This window comes from Saccharothrix sp. NPDC042600 (genome assembly GCF_040647305.1).
GTDB classification, from domain to species: Bacteria; Actinomycetota; Actinomycetes; order Mycobacteriales; family Pseudonocardiaceae; genus Actinosynnema; species Actinosynnema mutabilis.
Genome location: NZ_JBEZBW010000142.1, coordinates 1 through 17,311 on the forward strand (window position 1 = coordinate 1; position 17,311 = coordinate 17,311).

The 17,311-nt window shown below is 71.9% G+C and carries 12 protein-coding genes; 10 read left to right on the forward strand and 2 right to left on the reverse strand.

The window, feature by feature from the left end:
* Window positions 1–266: 266 nt before the first annotated feature.
* The 10 genes from AB0A74_RS39650 to AB0A74_RS39695 all read left to right on the forward strand — a co-directional run bounded on the left by AB0A74_RS39650 (window position 267) and on the right by AB0A74_RS39695 (window position 14,934).
* Window positions 267–2,573, forward strand: coding sequence for a glycosyl hydrolase family 18 protein (locus AB0A74_RS39650; RefSeq protein ID WP_358257922.1), 2,307 nt, complete (start codon window positions 267–269; stop codon window positions 2,571–2,573).
* 184 nt (window positions 2,574–2,757) lie between these two features.
* On the forward strand, window positions 2,758–2,946 hold the full coding sequence (locus AB0A74_RS39655) for a hypothetical protein (RefSeq protein ID WP_358257924.1): 189 nt from the start codon (window positions 2,758–2,760) through the stop codon (window positions 2,944–2,946).
* Between the two features lie 11 nt (window positions 2,947–2,957).
* Entirely contained in the window at window positions 2,958–5,936 is a 2,979-nt protein-coding gene (locus AB0A74_RS39660; protein ID WP_358257926.1) for an AAA family ATPase, read from the forward strand.
* 100 nt (window positions 5,937–6,036) lie between these two features.
* Window positions 6,037–6,621: a hypothetical protein gene (locus AB0A74_RS39665; protein ID WP_358257928.1), complete on the forward strand. Its 585-nt coding sequence runs from the start codon at window positions 6,037–6,039 to the stop codon at window positions 6,619–6,621.
* A gap of 123 nt (window positions 6,622–6,744) precedes the next feature.
* Window positions 6,745–7,497 (forward strand): ABC transporter ATP-binding protein, encoded by a 753-nt coding sequence (locus AB0A74_RS39670; RefSeq protein WP_358257930.1) that lies wholly within the window; start codon window positions 6,745–6,747, stop codon window positions 7,495–7,497.
* 4 nt (window positions 7,498–7,501) lie between these two features.
* Entirely contained in the window at window positions 7,502–10,009 is a 2,508-nt protein-coding gene (locus tag AB0A74_RS39675) for an FtsX-like permease family protein (RefSeq protein WP_358257932.1), read from the forward strand.
* 408 nt (window positions 10,010–10,417) lie between these two features.
* Window positions 10,418–11,698, forward strand: coding sequence for an extracellular solute-binding protein (locus tag AB0A74_RS39680; RefSeq protein WP_358257934.1), 1,281 nt, complete (start codon window positions 10,418–10,420; stop codon window positions 11,696–11,698).
* 83 nt (window positions 11,699–11,781) lie between these two features.
* The gene (locus AB0A74_RS39685) at window positions 11,782–12,678 is read left to right on the forward strand and encodes a sugar ABC transporter permease (RefSeq protein ID WP_358257944.1); all 897 of its coding nucleotides are present in this window, start codon (window positions 11,782–11,784) and stop codon (window positions 12,676–12,678) included.
* A gap of 5 nt (window positions 12,679–12,683) precedes the next feature.
* Entirely contained in the window at window positions 12,684–13,514 is an 831-nt protein-coding gene (locus tag AB0A74_RS39690) for a carbohydrate ABC transporter permease (protein ID WP_358257936.1), read from the forward strand.
* Between the two features lie 4 nt (window positions 13,515–13,518).
* A complete protein-coding gene (locus AB0A74_RS39695; RefSeq protein ID WP_358257938.1) occupies window positions 13,519–14,934 on the forward strand; it encodes a GH1 family beta-glucosidase in 1,416 nt (471 codons plus the stop codon).
* A 52-nt stretch (window positions 14,935–14,986) separates the two neighbouring features.
* On the opposite strand, the gene AB0A74_RS39700 is transcribed toward AB0A74_RS39695, so the two are convergent.
* Together AB0A74_RS39700 and AB0A74_RS39705 are read right to left on the reverse strand one after the other, a co-directional pair.
* On the reverse strand, window positions 14,987–16,018 hold the full coding sequence (locus AB0A74_RS39700) for a LacI family DNA-binding transcriptional regulator (protein WP_358257940.1): 1,032 nt from the start codon (window positions 16,016–16,018) through the stop codon (window positions 14,987–14,989).
* Between the two features lie 39 nt (window positions 16,019–16,057).
* Complete coding sequence (locus AB0A74_RS39705) at window positions 16,058–17,098, reverse strand: GNAT family N-acetyltransferase (protein ID WP_358257942.1); 1,041 nt, start codon at window positions 17,096–17,098, stop codon at window positions 16,058–16,060.
* Between the last annotated feature and the right edge of the window lie 213 nt (window positions 17,099–17,311).

Here is a 17,311-nt window from a genome sequence, read left to right on the forward strand (position 1 = left end):
TTCCTCACAAAAAATTCGGCTGCACCCGGCCAAAAGTGTGGTAGCCCTTCGGGCAGGCCATACGGAGATGACACAAGCAAGAAGCCCGGGTTGGGGTGTGGCCTCACGAGGCCCTGCTCCGCGCTGCGCGCGGTGTGGTCGCGCTCTCATGCGGTGCTGTAGCGGTTGAGTGGTCCAGACCTATTGACAGAGTGGTCCAGACCTATTTACGTTTCGTTCGCTCCACTCTGCGTCGAGGCCGCCGCCTGGTGCAGGAGGTACGGTCAGTGCCCAGAAAGCTGTTGCCGCTGTTGGCATCCCTCGCCACGGCGGCCGGACTCGCCCTTGTCGGGCTGTCCCCCGCGTCCAATGCCGCCACGGGTGAGGAGTGCCGCCCTGACGGCCTCTACCAGACCCCGGGCGTCGCCGTCCCCTACTGCTCGGTCTACGACACCAACGGCCGCGAGTCCCTCGGGTCCGCCCACTCCCGGCGGGTGATCGGGTACTTCACGAGTTGGCGCACCGGCAAGAACGGCGCGCCCGCCTACCTCGCGTCCGACATCCCCTGGACGAAGGTCACGCACCTCAACTACGCCTTCGCCCACATCGACGGGTCCAACAAGGTCTCCGTGGGGCCCGACGGCCCCGACAACGCCTCCACCGGCATGACGTGGCCCGGTGTCGAGCTGGACCCGTCCCTGCCCTACAAGGGGCACTTCAACCTGCTCAACAAGTACAAGAAGCAGTACCCCAACGTGAAGACCATGGTCTCCGTGGGCGGTTGGGCGGAGACCGGCGGCTACTTCGCGGCCGACGGGTCCCGGGTCGCCTCCGGCGGCTTCTACAAGCTCGGCCAGTCGCAGGCCGCCATCGACACGTTCGCGGACAGCGCGGTCGAGTTCATCCGCAAGTACGGCTTCAACGGCGTGGACATCGACTACGAGTACGCCACCTCGAACAACCACGCCGGCAACCCCGACGACTTCTGGATCTCCAACGCCAACCGCGGCACGCTGTGGGCCGGCTACGAGCGGATCATGAAGACGTTGCGCGAGAAGCTCGACCGGGCCTCCGCCGCCGACGGCAAGCACTACCTGCTCACCGCGGCCGTCCCCGCGTCGGGCTGGCTGCTGCGCGGCCAGGAGGCCTACCAGGTCACGCGGTACCTGGACTACGTCAACATCATGTCCTACGACCTGCACGGCTCGTGGAACCACTTCGTCGGCCCCAACGCCTCGCTCTACGACGACGGCAAGGACGGCGAACTCGCGGCCGGCGGCGTCTACACCGCCCCGCAGTACGAGGGCATGGGCTACCTGAACACCGACTGGGCCTACCACTACTTCCGCGGCGCGATGCAGGCCGGCCGGATCAACATCGGCGTCCCCTTCTACACGCGCGGCTGGCAGGGCGTCACCGGCGGCACCAACGGCCTGTGGGGCAAGGCGGCGCTGCCCGACCAGACCAAGTGCCCGCCCGGCACCGGGTCCAGCGTCGGCTCGACCACCCCGTGCGGCAACGGCGCGTTGGGCATCGACAACCTGTGGCACGACCTGTCGACGTCCGGCGCGGAGGTCCCGGCGGGTGCGAACCCGATGTGGCACGCCAAGAACCTGGAGAACGAGATCACGCCGGACTACCTGGCCTCCTACGGCCTGGACCCGGTCAACGACCCGACCGACCGCGTCTCCGGCAACTACGTCCGCCACTACGACAACACCCTCACCGCGCCCTGGCTGTGGAACGCCGACAAGAAGGTGTTCCTGTCCACCGAGGACGAGCAGTCCCTCGCCGCCAAGGCGAAGTACGTGGCGGACAAGGGCATCGGCGGCATCATGATCTGGGAGCTGGCCGGCGACTACCGGTTCGACTCCGCCAAGGGCCAGTACACCATCGGCGACACCCTGCTCACCACGATCAACAACGGCCTGCGCGGCGCGGCCCCGTACGGCGCGCAGAAGGCCGCGGGCACCCCGCCCACCGAGGTGCTCAACGTGTCGGCCACCGTCTCCGGGTTCGCGCTCGGCGACAACAACTACCCGATCACGCCCAAGCTGAAGATCACCAACAACTCGACCACCACCCTCCCGGGCGGCACGAAGATCGAGTTCGACTACGGCACCAGCGCGCCGGGCAGCATGTCCGACCAGTCCGGGTTCGGCCTGCGGGTCACCGCCAAGGGCCACACCGGCGGCAACGTCGGCGGCATCAAGGGCGACTTCCAGCACGTCGAGCTGGCCCTGCCGGGCTGGCAGTCGCTGGCTCCGGGCGCGAGCGTGGAGGTGGCGCTGAGCTACCAGCTGCCGATCGCCTCGCCGTCGAACTTCAAGCTGACCTTCGGCGGCAAGTCCTACGCGATCGCCTCCGACCACCCGCGCGGCGGCACCACCACCCCGCCGACCTCGACCACCACCACGACCACCCCGCAGGACCCGGTGTGCACCGCGCCGGCCTGGGAGCGGACGAAGGTCTACACCGGCGGCAACGAGGTCTCCCACCGCGGGAAGCGCTGGCAGGCGAAGTGGTGGACCCAGGGCGACGAGCCCGGGACCACCGGCGAGTGGGGCGTCTGGAAGGACCTCGGGGCCTGCTGAGGGCCGCCTGAGGCCCGCTGAGGGCATCCCTTACCCGCCGTCTGACCCCCCTTACGGCGGCGGGTAAGGGCACCAACGTCGGAACCCACGTGAACACCCGATGCCGGGGGCGCCACCTCAGGACGAATCTTCGAGTCACACCGGAACGGAACAAGCCGGACCGGGAGACGAGGAGAACGTCATCATGGAATGGACCCCCGAGGCCATCAAGGCGGAGATCGACTACCGGCAGGCGGCGCTGCGCGCCGACGCGGCACACGCCCGTCTCGCCCGGTCGAACTCCGGCCCGAAGCGCTCGTGGTGGCGCAGGTTGGCCCACCGGCCCCGGCCGGAGATCCCCGTACAGCGAAATGGCCGGCTCGACGCTGCCTGAGGTGTGCGAACATGCACCCCGTGGCACGCCTCGGTTCCGGAATCCCCTTGGTGGCGCGTAGCCGGGAGATGACCAGGCTGCGCGCCGCCCTCGACGAAGCCGCCGCCGGCCAGGCCGGCGCGGTCCTGCTGGCCGGCGACGCGGGCGTCGGCAAGACGCGGCTGGTGGACGAACTGGCCGCGTCCGCCGGTGACGTGCTCGTGCTCACCGGCCGCTGCCTGGACGTCGGCGAGACCGGCCTCCCGTACCTGCCCTTCACCGAAGCGCTGGGGCAGGTGCGGGAGGCCGGTCTGCTCGACGTCTCCGCACGTCCCGCGCTGGGCCGCCTGCTGCCCGAGCTGGCCCTGCCGGTGTCCGCGCCCGGCGAGAACGGCCTGTCCGGGCTGCCCTCCCACCTGGCCGGCCGCCGCCCCGAGCAGGACGTCGGCCAGCTCCAGCTGTTCGACGCGGTCCACGGCCTGCTCGGCGAGCTGTCCGACGACCGGCCCGTGCTGCTGATCCTCGAAGACCTGCACTGGGCCGACGCCTCGACCCGGTACCTGCTGTCCTTCCTGCTCTCGCGGCTGCGGTCGCAGCGGCTGCTGGTCGTGGGCACCTACCGCTCCGACGACCTGCACCGCAGCCACCCGCTGCGCCCCCTGCTCAACGAACTGGTCCGGCTGCCCGCCGTGCAGCGCCTCGACCTCACCCCGCTCAGCGCGATCGACGCGCGGTCGTTCGTCGCCGCCCTGGCCGACGACCTGCCCGACGACGTGGTGCTGGAGGTCGCGGAGCGCTCCGACGGCAACCCGTTCTTCGCCGAGGAGCTGATCGCGGTCGCCGCGTGCGGCGCCGGCAGCATCCCCTGGACGCTGGCCGAGGTGCTGCTCGCCCGCATCGAGCGCCTCGCCCCCGACACCCAGCACGTCGTCCGCGTCGCGTCGGTCGGCGGCCGGTCCGTGCGGCACGACGCGCTGCGCGAGGTCGCCGGCATCGACGACCGCGCCCTGGACGAGGCGCTGCGCGAGGCCGTCCAGCACCACGTGCTGATCGTGAACCGCGACGAGGTCTACACCTTCCGGCACGCGCTGCTGCGCGAGGCCGTGTACGGCGACCTGCTGCCCGGCGAACGGGTGCGCCTGCACTCCGCGTACGCCGCGCGGTTCGCCGCGTCGTCGGACCGGGGCGCCGCCGCCGCGCTGGCCCACCACGCCCTGGAGAGCCACGACCTGCCCCGCGCGCTGCGCGCCTCGGTGGAGGCGGCGCGGGAGGCCAAGCGCGCCGGTGCGCCCGCGGAGGCGTTGCGGCACCTGGAGCAGGCGTTGAAGCTGTGGCAGGCGGTGCCCGCCGAGCAGCGGCCCGAGGGCGTGACGGAGGTCGGTCTGCTGCGCCGCGCGTCCTGGGTGGCCGGGACCGCCGGGCAGCCCGAGCGGGCCATCGCGTTCGCGCGCAGCGGCACCAAGCTGGTCGACGCCGCGGACCCGGAGGAGGCCGCCGAGATGTGGCGGCGCCTCGCCCAGGCGCTCCAGGTGCTCGACGGCACCGAGGACGAGAAGTTCGCCGCGGTCGAACAGGCGTGGGAACTGGTCCGCGACCGGCCCGCCAGCACCTCCCGCGCGTGGGTGCTCGCGGTGCTGGCGGCGTGCTGGCGGCACGAGCGCAAGTACGCGGAGGCGCGCGAGTTCGCCGAGCAGGCCGTGCGCGACGGGCGCGCGTCGGGCACCGAGTCCGCCGTGGCCGACGCCCTGGCCACGCTGGGCCTGCTGGACGAGGTGACCGACACCGAGTCGGCCCGCCGGCACCTGGAAGAGGCCGTGGCGTGCGCGATGGAGGTGGACGCCTACAGCACCGAGCTGCGCGCCCGCTACTTCCTGGGCCTGCACTACTACGACCGGGGCGCGCTGGTCGAGGCCGCGCGGGCGTTCGACGAGGGCATGGAACGCGCCAAGGCCACCGGCCTGACGTGGAGCGCGTACGGCCTGGAGCTGCGCATCCTCCAGGTCCTGACCCGCTACCACGTGGGCCGCTGGGACGACGCGGCGGTCGCCGCCGAACCGCCGGGCCTGCGCGTGTCCAGCACGGTCTCGGCGCGGCTCGCGGCGGCCGGCACCCACGTCGCGGTCAGCCGGGGCGAGTTCGACCAGGCCGAGCGGCTGATCGGCGAGCTGCGCGCGGACTGGCACCGCGACCTCCAGATCGCCCTGATCACCGGCGGCACCGGCGCGGAGCTGGCGCTGTGGCGCGGCCAGCCGGAGCTGGCCGTCGAACGGGCGCGCGACGCGATCGAGTGGACCCGGCGGGAGGGCGGCGAGTGGATCCTGGCCGGCATCCGGCTGGCCGCCCACGGCGTCGCCGGGTACGCCGAACTGGCCCAACGCGCCCGGCGGCGGCGCGACGCGGCGGGTGAGGAGGCGGCGGTCAAGGCCGGCGTCGAACTGGCCGAGTACGCCCGCACCACCGCCGAGATGGGCCTGCCGCGGACCGGGACGCTGGGGCCCGAGGGCGTGGCGTGGCTGGCGCGGGTCGTGGCGGAGGAGAGCCGGTTGACCGGTGTCGGCGACTGCACGCTGTGGCGGCGGGCGGTGGACGCGTTCGGCTACGGGTCGGTGTTCGAGCAGGCGGTGTGCCGGTGGCGGCTGGCGGAGGCGTTGCTGGCGTCCGACCAGCGCGACCTGGCCGTGGCGGAGCTGCGGGCGGCCGACGAGGTGGCGACCGCGCTGGGGGCCGTGCCGCTGCGCGACGCGGTCGGCCTGGTCGCGCGCCGGGCGCGGGTGGCGCTGCACGCCGAGGCGGCGCGGTCGCGGGTGGACCCGTTCACGCCGCGCGAGCGGTCGGTCCTGGGGCTGGTGGCGCTGGGGCGGACCAACCGGGAGGTCGGCGAGGAGCTGTTCATCTCGGAGAAGACGGTCAGCGTGCACCTGACCCGGATCATGGCGAAGCTGGGCGCGAGCCGGCGTGCGGAGGCGGTGGCCATCGCCTTCGACCGCGGCCTGCTCGACCAACCGGGCTGACCGCACTTCTGCGTAGGCCTGGCCGGGACGGGTCGGTGAGAATCCGCGCATCGAACCCGACAGGACGCGCAACACGGTCAGCGGCCCCAGCCTTGCTCCCGTGCAAGCCGGTCATGTCCGCGACGTCCACGTCGGCGACCACCACGAGCGGCGCGGCATCGCGGCCCTGACGGTGGTCGCCGTGGCGCTGGTGGTGGCGGTCGTGGTGGTGGTCGTGGTCGCGCTGGTCCGGTCGCCGGCGACGACCAGCGGCAGCGCGGCGCCCGAGACCCGGCGTGCGGCGACCCCGGGCTCGACCCCCGCCGACGTGCCGCCGCCGTCCGCCGACGAACCGTCGCGCGAGGTCGAACTGGTGCCGGGTACCGGGATCGACCTCGACTCCGACGGCACGGAGGTGCGCCGGAGCGCCGGCCCGACCGGCGGGCTGGACCTCCACATGGACTCCCTGGGGCTGCTGAGCCCCGGCAAGGGCGTGTTCCACGAGGACCCCGGGCCCGCCGCCTCGCGCGAGCGGTGCGCGGACAGCGTCGCGAACGCGCCGGGAGAGGGACGGTTGATCCCGGTCGTGGCCGACCTGCGGTACTGCTTCCGCACGACCGATGGGCGGATCGCGTGGCTGCGGACGACGTCGACCATCCTCGACCCGGGTGAGCCCCGGGTGGTGCTGGACGTCGTCGTCTGGTGATGCCGTGGGAGGAGCCGGGTCATCCTCTGGGTGGACCGGCGGTTCCGCCGGCGAGGTGACGACCGGGTACGGCGTGCGCCCCTAGCTTTTCCCTCGTCCGGGAGTCCTAGGGAATGAGGGAGCATGTCCGCACTGGTGTCCGACGTCGGGACCCGTACCGCTGTAGCCGCCGCGAACCTGGTGAAGGTCTACGGCAAGGGCGACACCGCTGTCCGGGCGCTGGACGGCGTGAGCGTCGCGTTCCAGGCCGGGAAGTTCACCGCCATCATGGGCCCGTCCGGGTCCGGCAAGTCGACGCTCATGCACTGCCTGGCCGGGCTGGACAACGTGGACGGCGGCGCGGTGCACATCGGCGGCACCGAGATCACGTCCTTGGGCGACAAGGACCTCACCAAGCTGCGCCGCGACCGCATCGGGTTCGTCTTCCAGGCGTTCAACCTGCTGCCCACGCTGACCGCCGAGGCGAACATCCTGCTCGGCCTGGAACTGGCCGGCCGCAAGCCCGACCGCCAGTGGTTCGACCGGATCGTCGACGTGCTCGGCCTGCGCGACCGCCTGAAGCACAAGCCGACCGAGCTGTCCGGCGGCCAGCAGCAGCGCGTCGCCTGCGCGCGGGCGCTGGTGGCCAAGCCGGACGTCGTGTTCGCCGACGAGCCGACCGGCAACCTCGACTCCCGCTCCGGCGCGGAGGTGCTGGACTTCCTGCGGATGTCGGTGCGCCAGCTCGGCCAGACCGTGATCATGGTGACGCACGACCCGGTGGCCGCGTCCTACGCCGACCGCGTGGTGCTGCTCGCCGACGGCCGGCTCGCCGGCGAGATCGACAACCCGACCGCCGACTCCGTGCTGGCCGCGCTGAAGCACCTGGGGGCGTGACCTGATGCTGCGCACGATCATCGCGGGCCTCAAGGCCCGCACCGCGCGGCTCGTGCTGTCCTCGGTCGCCATCGCGCTCGGGGTCGCCTTCGTGACCGGCACGCTCGTCCTCGGCGACGCCATGAACGCGAGCATGCGGGACGAGTTCGCCAAGAGCGCCCGGGGCGTGGACGTCTCGGTGACGTTGAACGGTTCCACCGACAGCAAGGGCATCACGCCGGAGACCCTGGCGAAGATCCGCCAGACCCCGGGCGTCGCCGGCGCCGACCCGCGCGGGTTCGCCTCCGTGCCGCTGCTGACCGGCTCGGGCAAGGCCCGGCCGGCCATCGCGACCCCGTTGGCGGGCAACGACAAGCTGCGCGAGTTCGACCTGGCGAACGGGCGCTACCCGGACAAGGCGAACGAGGTCGCGGTGGACGTCCGCACCGCCGACACCGCCAAGCTGTCGATCGGGCAGCCGGTGAAGCTGCTCGGCGAGGACGACCAGACCCGCGAGTACACGCTGGTCGGCACCTACAAGCAGGGCGTCGGCGAGATGTCGATGGCCGGCGGCGACCACCTCGTGCTGACGCCGGACGCGTTCCAGGCGCTGGACCCCGAACGCCTGCCGTACCAGGTGGTCGCGGTCGCCGCGAACGGGTTCACCCAGCAACAGGTCGCCGACAACATCAAGAAGTCGTTGGGGGAGAACGGCTTCGAGATCCAGACCGGTGAGCAGCTCACCGAGCGGACGCTGAAGCAGATCAGCTCGCAGGCCGCGGAGTTCACCGCGTTCCTGCTGGCGTTCGCGGTGATCGCGCTCGTCGTCGCGGCGATGGTCATCTACAACACGTTCACCATCCTCGTGGCGCAGCGCACGCGTGAGCTGGCGTTGATGCGGTGCGTCGGCGCGAGCCGCAAGCAGGTCTTCCGCGGCGTGCTGGCGGAGGCCGTGGTGATGGGCTTCGCCGCGTCCGTGCTGGGCCTGCTGGGCGGGCTCGGGGTGTCCGCGGCGCTCCAGATGGTGATCGGGTCGTTCGACGACCGGGGCGCGGACGTCGTGGTGCGCCTGCCGATCACCGTGACGACCGTGCTCGCCGCGTTCGGCGTGGGTGTCGTGGTGACCGTGCTGTCCGCGGTGCTGCCGGCGCGCAAGGCGACGCGGGTGCCGCCGGTCGCGGCGCTGCGCAGCCAGCCCGACAGCGGCGAGGAGGTGTCGCGCACCGGCAAGCTGCGCGTCCTGTCCGCCGGCCTGCTGGCCGTGCTCGGCGCGGTGGCGGTCGTGCTGGGCATGAAGCAGGAGAAGGAAGAGCCGGCCATGTTCATCAGCGGCGCGGGCACGATGGTGCTGCTCGCGGCCGTGCTGGTGCTCGGGCCGCTGCTGGTCGGGCCGGTGAACCGGGTGCTGGGCGCGGTGCCGAGGGCGATCTTCGGCGTGCCCGCCAAGCTGGCGTCGGCCAACGCCGGCCGCAACCCGAAGCGCACCGCCGCCACCACCGCCGCGCTGATGATCGGCGTGACCATCGTGGCGATGGTGACGGTGGTCGCCAACAGCGCGAAGCAGACCGCGAGCGAGCAGGTCGACCAGCGGCTCCCGGCGGACTACACGGTGACGTCGTCGGTCTACGACCGGCCGTTGCCGCCGGAGCTGGCCACCCGGCTGGCCGCCGTGCCGGAGGTCGCCAAGGTCGCGCCGACCAACCGCGTGAGCACGGGTGACGCGTACTTCACCGGTGTTTCGACCGACGCGCTGGGCGACTTGTTCCGCCCGAAGGTGGAAAGCGGCTCGCTGAGCGACCTGAAGGACGGCACGGTCGCCCTCCGGGCGGACTACGCGAAGGAACAGGGCCTTTCGGTCGGTTCGACGACGACGCTGAAGACCGAGGACGCCTCGGAGACCGTCAGGGTCGTGGCGATCGTCTCCGGACAGCGGTTGGCCGACGGTGTGCTGACCCTGGGGACCGTGGCGAAGCTGTCGCCGGGCGTGGACGGCTACGACAGCATCATGGTCAAGCTCAAGCCGGGCGTGGCGAACGGCCGCGCGGCGGTGGAGAAGGTGACCGACGCGTCGCCGCTGGCGTTGATCGACTCGGCGGCGGAGACCAAGGCGCAGCTGAACAAGCAGCTCGACCAGGTGCTGGCGTTCGTGTGGGCGTTGATCGGCCTGGCCGTGGTGATCGCGTTGTTCGGCATCGCCAACACGTTGACGTTGTCGGTGCTGGAGCGGACCCGCGAGTCGGCGCTGCTGCGGGCGCTGGGCCTGACCCGGGGGCAACTGCGGCTGATGCTGGTCGTGGAGTCGATCCTGATGGCGCTGATGGGGGCGGCGATCGGGCTGGTGCTCGGCGTCGGCTTCGGGTGGGTCATCACGACGGCGCTGTCGTCGGAGGCGGTGAAGCTGGCCTTCATCATCCCGTTCGGGCAGATCGGGGCGATGCTGGCGGCGGCGGTGGTGGCCGCGGTGGTGGCCGCCGCGATGCCCGCCCGCCGGGCGGCCCGGACCTCGGTGGTCGCGGGGATGGCCGAGGCGTGAGACGGCTCGGGCGCGCGTCGGGGTGCGCCTGAGCGAGCCCGGGGCGCGCATCGGGGTGCGCCCGGGGCCGGGGGTGGGAAGGCCCGTTCCGGGAGACCGGGGCGGGCCTTCTTCCGTGCGGCGGCGCGCGGCTTGTGGCGGGGGTCACAAGATTTTCGGCGATGGCGCGTCACTTCTCGTGCCCGGTCCCCTCTAACCAGGTGCGGGGTGGCCCGGGCGAGGGCCGGGCCACCCCCGCCCTTCACCGCTTGTGGCACCGAGGTGACTTCCGGTGCACGAGAGCGCTTCAGAAAGTCACGGAACGGTGTCGACCGAATGTCCGCGGGTTGACACCGACCGTGCTCGCCGCGACCGTGAGAGCGCTCTCACAACGGCCCGCGCGGTGGGTCGAAGCGTCGAGGAGGACGGATGAGCAGGAGTCTGGGCGGCCGGGTGTCGGCGGCCATCGCGATCGTCGTGGCTGCCACCATGACGGCCGCGTGCGGCGGCGGCGGCGACGCCGGGGACGGCAAGGTCAAGCTGTCGATCGGGATCTTCTCCGACTTCGGGTACGACAACCTGATCAAGGAGTACCAGGCGGCGCACCCGAACGTCGAGATCGAGCAGCGCAAGGTCAAGATGGAGCAGCACCACACGCAGCTGGCCACCCAGCTCGCGGGTGGGCGCGGCGCGGCCGACATCGTGGCCATCGAGGAGGGCAACGTCGCCCTGTTCCGCCAGTCCAAGGACAAGTTCGTCAACCTCGCCGACTACGGCGCCAAGGACCTGAAGTCCCAGTGGGCGGCCTGGAAGTGGAACCAGGGCACGACCGACGACGGCGACTTCGTCCTGGGCCTGGGCACCGACATGGGCAGCCTCGCCCTCTGCTACCGCCGCGACCTGTTCCAGGCCGCCGGCCTGCCCACCGACCGCGAGGCCGTGGGCAAGCTCTGGCCCACCTGGACCGACTTCCTCGCCACCGCCGACAGGTTCACCGCCGCCACCCCGAACGTGAAGTTCGTGGACACCGCGCAGAACGTCTACAAGGCGATCCTCGACCAGACCGAGGAGGGCTACTTCGCCAAGGCCGACGACTCCTTCATCGCCGACACCAACCCGAAGGTCGCCGAGGCGTTCAAGCTCGCCGCGGGCCTGGGCGAGAAGAAGCAGACCGGCGCGCTGTCGCCGTTCAGCCAGGACTGGAACGTCGCGCTCAAGCAGGCCTCCTTCGCCACCACCACCTGCCCGGCGTGGGCGCTCGCGCTGATCAAGGCCGGCGCGGGTGACGAGGCCGCGGGCAAGTGGGACGTGGCCGCCGCGCCCGGCGGCGGCGGCAACTGGGGCGGCTCGTTCCTGGCCGTGCCCAAGCAGGGCAAGCACCCCAAGGAGGCCTACGAGCTGGCCAAGTGGCTGACCGCGCCCGAGCAGCAGAAGCGGATCTTCAAGGAGACCGGCAACCTGCCCAGCGAGCCGGTCGCCTACAAGGACCCCGAGGTCACCTCGACGGTCAACGCGTACTTCAACTCCGCGCCGGTGGGCCAGATCTTCGGCAACTCCGCCGAGAGCCTCAAGCCGACCTACCGCGGCACCAAGGACGCCAAGGTCACCCCGGTGTTCAACAACGCCCTCACCCGCGTGGAGACGGGCAAGCAGTCCACCGCGGAGGCGTTCGACCAGGCCGTGCGGGAAGCGCGGGACGCCGCCAAGTGACGGTCGCTCCGGCGCGACGCGGGACGGGGTCCGGGCGCTCCGTCCCGCCGCCGCGCACCGATCCGCCGTCGTGGCGGCACCGCCTGGGGCGCTGGGACACCCGGTACACGCCGTACCTGGCGATCGCGCCGTTCTTCGTCGTCTTCGGGATCTTCGGCCTCTACCCGCTGCTCTACACGGCGTGGGTGTCGCTGCACGACTGGCAGCTCGTCGACGGCGCGCAGGGGTTCGTGGGCCTGGAGAACTTCCGCGAGCTGTTCGGCGACCCGCACTTCTGGAACGCCCTGGGCAACACGGTCAGCCTCTTCGTGCTGTCCACCGTCCCGCAGTTGCTGGCGGCCCTGGGGTTGGCGGCGTTGTTGGACCGCGGCCTGCGCGGGCGGGCGTTCTGGCGGGCGGGGGTGCTGTTGCCCAACGTCATCTCGGTCGCCGCGGTGGCGCTGGTGTTCGCCCAGCTCTTCGGCCGCGACTTCGGCATCGTGAACGGTCTGCTCGGGTTCGTCGGGATCGACCCGGTCGACTGGCGCGCCGAGACGTGGGCGTCGCACCTGGCCATCAGCTCGATGGTGATGTGGCGCTGGACCGGCTACAACGCGCTGATCTACCTGGCGGCCATGCAGTCCGTGCCCAAGGACATGTACGAGTCGGCGATGCTGGACGGCGCGTCCCGGTGGCGCGTGTTCTGGTCGATCACCGTGCCGAGCATCCGGCCGACGATCCTGTTCACCGTCATCGTGTCCACCATCGGCGGCATGCAGCTGTTCGTCGAGCCGCAGCTGTTCGACCCGGGCGGCACGGCCACCGGCACCGGCGGCGCGGACCGGCAGTTCCAGACGCTGGTGATGTACCTGTACGAGAAGGGGTTCCGGCTGTTCGACGCCGGTTACTCGTCGGCGATCGCCTGGGTGCTGTTCATGCTGATCCTGCTCGTGGCCCTGCTGAACTTCACGTTGACGCGGCGCATCGCGTCCAAGGGGTGAGCGCCGTGGCTTCCCGTGTGGGCCGGGCGGGGCCGGTGGCGTACGCGGTGCTGGTCGTCGTGCTGGTCGCCTCGATCTTCCCGCTGTACTACTCGTTCCTGATCGCCGGCAAGGACAACTCCGCTCTGGGTGACGCCGTGCCGTCGTTGATCCCGGGCGGGAACCTGTTCGAGAACCTGGGTCGGGTGTTCGACACCGTCGACTTCTGGCTGGCCATGCAGAACTCGCTGATCGTGGCCGGCACGGTGGCGATCAGCAACGTCGTCCTCGGCACGCTGGCCGGGTTCGCGTTCGCGCGCCTGCGCTTCCCGGGCAGCAATTCGCTGTTCCTGGTGGTCGTGGGCACGTCCATGGTGCCGACCCAGCTCGGCGTCATCCCGCTCTACATGCTGATGTCCGACCTCGACTGGTACGGCACGCTGCAAGCCGTCGTCGTGCCCGCGCTGATCGGGGCGTTCTCGGTGTTCTGGATGCGCCAGGCGTGCGAGGAGTCCGTGCCGTTCGAGCTGGTCGAGGCGGCGCGGGTGGACGGGTGCTCGGTGTTGCGCACCTTCTGGCACGTGGCGTTCCCCGCGGTCCGACCACAGGCGGCCGTGATGGGGATGTTCACGTTCATGACGGCGTGGAACGACTTCTTCTGGCCGCTGATCGTGCTGGACCCCAACGACAGCCCCACCGTGCAGGTCGCACTGTCCACCTTGGCCAGCGGCTACTACACGGACTACTCGCTCATGCTCTCCGGCGCGTCGCTCGCGGTGCTGCCGGTCGTCGGGATCTTCCTCCTGCTGGCCCGCCAGATCGTCGGCGGGATCATGCAGGGCGCCGTTAAGGGGTGAACACATGACCGCAACCGACCCGGACACCCAGGTCGGGCAGGAGCTGCTGCGCTTCCCACCGGACTTCCTGTGGGGAGCGGCGACGGCCTCCTTCCAGATCGAGGGATCGACCACCGCGGACGGTCGGGGCCCGTCGATCTGGGACACCTTCGCCGCGACGCCCGGCAAGGTCGAGGGTGGCGACACCGGCGATCCCGCGTGCGACCACTACCGGCGCTACGCCTCCGACGTCGGCCTGATGGCCGACCTGGGGCTGGGCGCCTACCGGTTCTCCGTGGCGTGGCCGCGCGTGCAGCCCACCGGCGCGGGCGCGGTCGAGGAGAGGGGGTTGGCGTTCTACGACCGGCTGGTGGATTCGCTGCTGGCGCACGACATCCAGCCCGTGGCGACCCTGTACCACTGGGACCTGCCGCAGGCGCTGGAGGACCACGGCGGTTGGCGCAACCGTGACACCGCCTACCGGTTCGCCGAGTACGCGGCCCTGGTGCACGCCCGGCTCGCCGACCGGGTGTCGGTGTGGACGACGTTGAACGAGCCGTGGTGCTCGGCGTTCCTGGGCTACGGCAACGGCATCCACGCGCCGGGTGTGGTGGACCCCAAGGCCGCGCTGGAGGCCGGGCACCACCTGCTGTTGGCGCACGGCCTGGCGGTGGAGGCGTTGCGGGCGCAGGCCCCGGCGGACCACCGGCTGTCGATCGTGCTCAACTTCTCCTCGGTGTACGCCGACGACCCGGCGCACGGCGAGGCGGTGCGCAAGGTGGACGGCCTGCAGAACCGGTTCTTCCTGGACCCGTTGAACGGCAGGGGCTACCCGGCGGACGTCGTCGCCGACACCGCGTGGCTGGGCGACTGGCGGCACGTCGTGCGGGACGGGGACCTGGACGTCATCGCCACGCCGATCGACTGGCTGGGCGTGAACTACTACAGCCCCACCCGGGTCGCGCTGTCCGCCGACCCGTCGCGGGTGACCCCGGGCCCGTTCCCCGGCCTGCGGGGCGTGGACCTGGTGCCGCCGCGCGGGCAGTTGACCGGGTTCGGCTGGGAGGTCGACGCGGACGCGTTCACCGACCTGCTGCAACGCCTGGACCGGGACGTGTCGGTGCCGCTGGTGGTCACCGAGAACGGCTCGGCGTTCCCGGACGTGGTGACCGGCGGCCGGGTCGCGGACGTCGAGCGCACCCGGTACCTGGTGGACCACCTGCGTTCCGTGCACACCGCGATCGCGCGGGGCGTGGACGTGCGCGGGTACTTCGCGTGGTCGTTGCTGGACAACTTCGAGTGGGCGGCGGGGTACAGCCAGCGGTTCGGCATCGTGCACGTCGACTACACCACCCAGCGGCGCACCGTGAAGGACAGCGGGCACACCTTCGCGCGAGTCGTGCGGAACAACGCGGTCCCGGCCCACGGCCACCGCTTCTGACGGGCCGGCGGGGTTGTCCCGGTTCGCGCCGGGGCGGCCCCGCCCCCGGGGGCTAGGCCGACTCGCGGCGGACCAGCACCGTCGGCAGGACTTCGCGCTTGGCCTTGATGGGCTCCTCGCGCAGCAGGCGCAGCAGGTGGGTGACCATGTGGCGCACCTGGTTGGTGGTGTCCTGTTGCACGCTGGTCAGCGGCGGGACGGTGTGCGGCGCGATCATCGGGTGGTCGTCGAAGCCGACCACGGCCACGTCCTCCGGCACCCGCTTGCCCGCCTCGCGCAGCGCGTCCAGCGCGCCGGCGGCCATCAGGTCGCTGGCCACGAACACCGCGTCCAGGTCGGGGACCCGCCGGAGGAGGGCGGCCATCGCGTTCTTGCCGCCCTCGCGGGAGAAGCCACCGTCCTCGGTGAGCAGGTCCACGTCCGCGTCCGACGCGCCGGTGGCCGACCGCCAGCCCGCCAGGCGGTCCATCGCCGAGTGCTCGTCCAACGGCCCGGTGACGTGCGCGATCCGCTTCCGCCCCAGGGAGATCAGGTGCTCGGTGGCGAGCACGCCGCCGCCCTCGTTGTCGTGGTCGACCATGTGCATGCCGCGCAGCGGACCCCACGGCCGACCCGCGTACACCACCGGCAGCGGCAGCTTGCGGGCCAACGCGGGCAGTTGGTCGCCCTTGTGCGGCGCGAACATCAGCGCGCCGTCGACGTGCCCGCCGGCCAGGAACCGCTCGGCGCGCGCCATGTCCTCGGGCGAGTGCACGAGCAGCAGCACCATCTGCACGTCGGCGTCGGCCAGCGACCGCGCGGCCGACCGGATCAGCCACGCGAAGTGCGGGTCGTCGAAGATCTTCGGCTCGGGCTCGGAGAACACCACCGCGACCGCGCCGGTCCGCCGCGTCACCAGCGCCCGCGCGGCCTGGTTGGGCTGGTACCCCAGCGCGATCACCGCCGCCGTCACGGCCTCGTGCGCCTCCGGGCTGACCCGCGGCGAGGCGTTGAGCACGCGGGACGCCGTCGCCCGCGACACACCCGCCCGCGCCGCCACGTCCTCCAGCGTGGGTCTGGGGCCGGAGTGCGACTGGACGGACACGGGCACCAACTCCTCGAACGGCTAGCCGACCGTGCCAGCTTAGCCCGAGGTCACCGGCTGGGAAGCGCTCTCCACGCGAGACGAGCCGACCGAAACCCGCAGCAGGCCGTCCTCCCGCCGCGACGACGTGGGCAGCCCCGCCCGCGCCGCCGTGCGCAGCAGCCCGGTCTCGGCGGTCAGGCACCACCCGACCAGCTCCCGGTACCCGGCCGCCCGCGCGGTGCGGGCCAGCGCGAGCAGCAGCCCGGTCCCCACGCCCCGGCCCTGCCAGGCGTCCTCGACCAGCAACGACACCTCGGCGCTGTCCGGTGTGGACATCGGGATCAGCTGCCCCATGCCGACCACGGCGTCCGCGCACTGGGCGAGCACGGTGGTGCCGCGCGGCGGGGTGAGCAGGCGGTGCAGCCAGCGGCGGGGGAGCGTGCGCACGCCGGAGTGGTAGCGGCTGAACAGGGTGCCCATCGAGCACCGGGTGTGCAGGGCGGCCACGGCGTCGGCGTCGGCGACCAACCCCGGCCGCAGCACCACGGCCATGCCGTCGGTGGTCATCAACGCCGAGGTCGTGGGCGCACGGGTCCCGAGCAACTCCACCAGCGCCTCGGCCCGCGCCACCTCGACGTGCGTGAAGGGGGCCCAACCCCGACGGACCACCAACGTCGCGTCCGGCGTCTCGACCTTGATCCGGTACTCGTTCTCCTCGACGTCCCCGTCCGCGACCACCACGGAATCGGCCCCCAGGACGGTGCGCACGGCATCACCCACGCCCCCGGGCAACCGCATGGCGTGACCGGCCGCCCGCAGCGCCGCCGTGGGCGCGTCCACGAGATCACGCACGTCAGCCGGGGTGATCCCGACACACCGCCCACCCTCGGCCCGAACCGCCGCGACGAGGTCGGCGGGCAACAGCCCGGGGGCGGCGCGGACGACCAGTTCGTCGATCACGCCACCGGGGACGGGGATGACGGACAGGGCGAGCACGTTGCACCCGCGCTCGGCGAGCCGGATCGTCATGCGGGCCAACGCGCCGGGGCTGTCGTCCAGCTCGACGCGCAGACGCCAGGTCTTCGGTGTGGACTCCATGCGACCAGGGTGACGTGACCACGTTGCCGACCGGGGACACCAACGTTACGACCACCCAGCCCCCACTGTGACCTCCACCGCCACACCGCAGCCTCCCGCCGCCGCAGGCGCACGCCTGCAACGGGCTGCCAAGCCACAGGAAGGGCCTCGGTTCGTTCCCCGTACGGCCTGGGCGCAGCCCAACCGCGCTTCGCTCCTTCTCGCAACCAGCTT